This is a genomic window from Chamaesiphon sp. OTE_8_metabat_110 (assembly GCF_031382685.1).
GTDB lineage: Bacteria > Cyanobacteriota > Cyanobacteriia > Cyanobacteriales > Chamaesiphonaceae > Chamaesiphon.
Map to the genome: position 1 here is coordinate 1 of NZ_JANMZA010000592.1, position 3,588 is coordinate 3,588.

Genomic DNA, 3,588 nt, shown 5'->3' on the forward strand with positions numbered 1-3,588 from the left:
TCATCTCCAATCAATTAGACTTTTCAAACATCCTCTAAATTAGGCGTGCATTGACAGCGGTAAACGCTAAGGCGATCGCGACTCCCAACCACAGGAGAAAACTCGTCCGAGTCAGACTCAATGCACGTTGAATTATTGCTGCACTAATCGGTTGCAGATCGTCGCCCAAGAGCGGCTTGGGCTGAATTTGTCCTTTGTAATAATTAATGCCGCCCACCTGGACATCTAAGGCGGCGGCATAGGCGCACTCACTCCAGCCAGAATTGGGGCTGGGATCTTTGACCGCATCTCGCCAGCAGAGTCGCCACACAGTAACAGGTTTGCCAGAAATCAGCCCGATCGTCAGTACCGCTAGCCGACAGGGGAGCCAAGTTAACACATCTTCGGATTTGGCACTACACCAGCCGAGATCGGCGTATGGCTCGCGACGGTAGCCAACCATCGAATCTAGAGTACTAGCAGCTTTGTAAGCCATTGCCAGGGGTACAGCCCCCACTGCGGGGATAAATAGCCCGACGATCGCGTAAAATAGCGGAGCCATCACCCCATCGATCGCATTTTCGGTGATGGTTTCGAGGATGGCACGGTAGATTTCGGGGATGGTGAGGTTGTCGGTATCGCGCCCGACGTACATACTCAATTGCGATCGGGCGGTTGCCAAATCTCCCGAATCGATCGCCTGTAACACATCCTCAGCCGCCCGCCGCAGACTTCTCCCAGCAAAACAACTCGCCAAAGCGATCGATTGGACGATAATACTTAAGCCTGGATGGATCGACTGGCAAGCATAAATTACCAGCCAAGTCAGCCCCCCTGTCCCCAAAATTAGCCCCCAAAATAGCCCTACCCCAGCAATCCGTCGCCAGTGGGGTCGATCGACATATTTTAGGACGATTTGCGTATATTTCGCGATCGCCCAGCCCATCACCTGAACGGGATGTAGCCATCCCCACGGATCGCCGATGAGGTAATCTAGGCTGGCGGCGAGGAGCAGGGGGGAGATTAGAGGGTAGAGGGTAGAGGGTAGGGGGTAGATTAGAGGGTGGGGGGTAGAGGGTAGAGGGTAAGGGGTTAAATACATTATTTAACCTCACATAATTATTAGTCCGCGTAGGCGGACTTTGCAACACTAGCCACGACTTCTAGTCGTAGGCATTCTGTAGACCTCTTGCGAAAGTAAAAATGCAATCTTTTTTAGTATCGTTTTCATCTAAAGTCTCCCCTATTCCCTATTCCCTATTCCCTGAGTAGATAGCTCGATCGAATTTACCGATCTGGTGGCTGCGGTTTCGTGGGGGTGGCGGTGGGTGGTGTTGAAGAGCGGGCGCGATCGATTTCTGCTGGATTGCTGGGGGGAATGCCGTCGATCGAGATCAGGGATTCCATGACAGATTTGACGATGGGGGCGGCGACATTACTACCGAAGGCTTTTTCTTTACCTTTGGGTTCGTCGATCGCGGCAAAGACGACGTAGCGACGTTGACCATCGACAGGTAAGATGCCTACAAAACTGGTAATTTTTTTGTCGTCTTGTTTGTAGCCACCAACGACAGCTTTTTGAGAAGTTCCGGTTTTCCCAGCAATCCGATAGCCGGGGATTTTGGCTCTTTCGCCCGAGCCACTAGTGACGACGCTTTCCATCATCTCTAAGACGGCTTGGGCATTCTTGGGCGAGAAGATCTGACTGGGTTGGGGTAGTGTTGGTTTATCTTTGCGAATTCCTTCACTATCATATAAGCCTTCGACAACGTGCGGTGTGACTAATTTCCCACCATTGGCAATACTCCCAATCAGCGTCACCATTTGAATCGGTGTCAGAGAGAACCCTTGTCCGAATGCCATGTTAGCGGGATAGATCGGTGAGGCGACAAACTCTTCCCGACTGAGGAGTTTGCCTCTACCTTCGAGTGGTAAATCGATGCCAAATTTTTGACCTAAGCCGATACGTTGCAGCCAATCGTAGTAGACTTTCGGTTTAAGCCGCTGCATGATTTTGACCATGCCGATGTTGCTCGAACGTTGCAAAATCTGGGCGATATCGACCGTGCCGTTGCCTTTTTTATCGGCATTGCGGATCGAATCTTGACCGATCGTAATGAGGCCGCTGTCTTTAACGGTGGTTTGGGGGGTAATGATGCCGTTTTCTAATGCGATCGCCACCGCAATCGGTTTAAAGGTCGATCCTGGTTCGTAGACATCGGACACAGCGGCATTTTGCAGTAACTTCGGTGCTTGCAGATCGCCGACGATTTTGCCGTATTCCCGCACGTCTCTGGCGTAGTGGTTGGGGTCATAGGTAGGTGCGATGACTAATGCTCGCAGTGCGCCCGTGTCCGCATCCATGACAATGACCGTTCCTCTGCGGGCGTTCCATTCTTCCATTTTCAGGCGCAGGGCTTCTTTCGCAGCGCGTTGCAGCCGGAGATCTACCGTCAATTTGAGCTGTAAATCATCGGTATGTAAGAAGTCTGGCGTGACGCGATCGGGTAAAAGTACACCTCTATTGCCACCAGTTTTTGTCAGTTGATAGCGAGCGATTTTGCGCTCCAACAGCGATGACTGACTCAACTCTACGCCAGCTTGCGGCTTGCGCTCCCAATCTAGATAGCCTAAATATTCGGCTACCAAATTCTCTTGGGGATAAAATCTGGTGTAGTCTAGTTCGCCCTGGGTAACATCCAAACCATCGAGTTTTAACGCCACAATCCGATTGCGGACATCTTCTGATAAACCAGATGCGATAAACACCCCCGTCTGGCGGCGCTGAAATTTTTGCGCCAATTCTGGCACCGTCAGATCGAGAATCGGTGCGAGTCTTTGCGCCATGTCTTGCGGTGTCACGGCGACTTGTTTGCCATTTTTGGGCAAGCCTCGACCACGTAAGACTTCGCTAAACTTGCGCGGATGGGCATAGAGCGTATAGCTAGGTCGATCGATCGCCAGTTGATTATTGGCGCGATCGACGATCGTCCGCCGGGGGACGAAGGGACGCTTATTAATACTCTGTTGCTGCTGTGCTTTGGCTTGTAGTCTCGGTGCATCGACAATTTGCAGCCAGATCAACCTCATGAGCAATCCCAACGAACTCATCCCCAACACCAGCCAGACTCCGGCTAAGCGCAGATTGACATTGTTGAAATCGAGCGACCGTCGCTGGATCGATCTGCGCGGACGTTGGCGTAGCCTCTCCCCTGGAGAATCGTCACTAAATTGCCCTGACTTATTCCGGCGAATATTGCTCATTTGATTAACACATTGGTAATAAAAAGCACAGAAAATTTTATTATTCGCTAGTATCTTAACGAAAATGTAACATTTAAGTCGATCGACCTGATAAAATCGGTTAGGATTTGAACACACTGCTGCGATCGATCTCAAATTAAGTCTCCAAAAAGGCAGATCGAGCGACATTTAGATCGATGTCTTCAGCTAGTTTAGAGCATGTCCAAACAATCAAATTGCTAGCTTGTTTTCGGTTGCTGGTTATACATTTGCTTTACCAAGCATTTATTGAGTATCTATTCAGACAACAGATCTAAGCTATTGTTGATTACAATATCCACAAACCTAGTTGTTACAAATGAAACA

2 protein-coding genes are annotated in these 3,588 nt (G+C 50.0%); both read right to left on the reverse strand.

Annotation, left to right across the window (positions count from 1 at the left end; all coding sequences use genetic code 11):
- Positions 1–34 precede the first annotated feature (34 nt).
- Positions 35–1,081 (reverse strand): adenosylcobinamide-phosphate synthase CbiB, encoded by a 1,047-nt coding sequence (gene cbiB / locus RMO52_RS21365; protein ID WP_310418342.1) that lies wholly within the window; start codon positions 1,079–1,081, stop codon positions 35–37.
- Between the two features lie 185 nt (positions 1,082–1,266).
- Positions 1,267–3,243 (reverse strand): penicillin-binding protein 2, encoded by a 1,977-nt coding sequence (locus RMO52_RS21370; RefSeq protein WP_310418345.1) that lies wholly within the window; start codon positions 3,241–3,243, stop codon positions 1,267–1,269.
- Positions 3,244–3,588: the final 345 nt, after the last annotated feature.

Excerpts from the sequence above, each read along its gene's own strand:
- cbiB (WP_310418342.1), bottom strand. The coding sequence starts at position 1,081 with ATGTATTTAACCCCTTACCCTCTACCCTCTACCCCCCACCCTCTAATC.
- RMO52_RS21370 (WP_310418345.1), bottom strand. The coding sequence starts at position 3,243 with ATGAGCAATATTCGCCGGAATAAGTCAGGGCAATTTAGTGACGATTCT.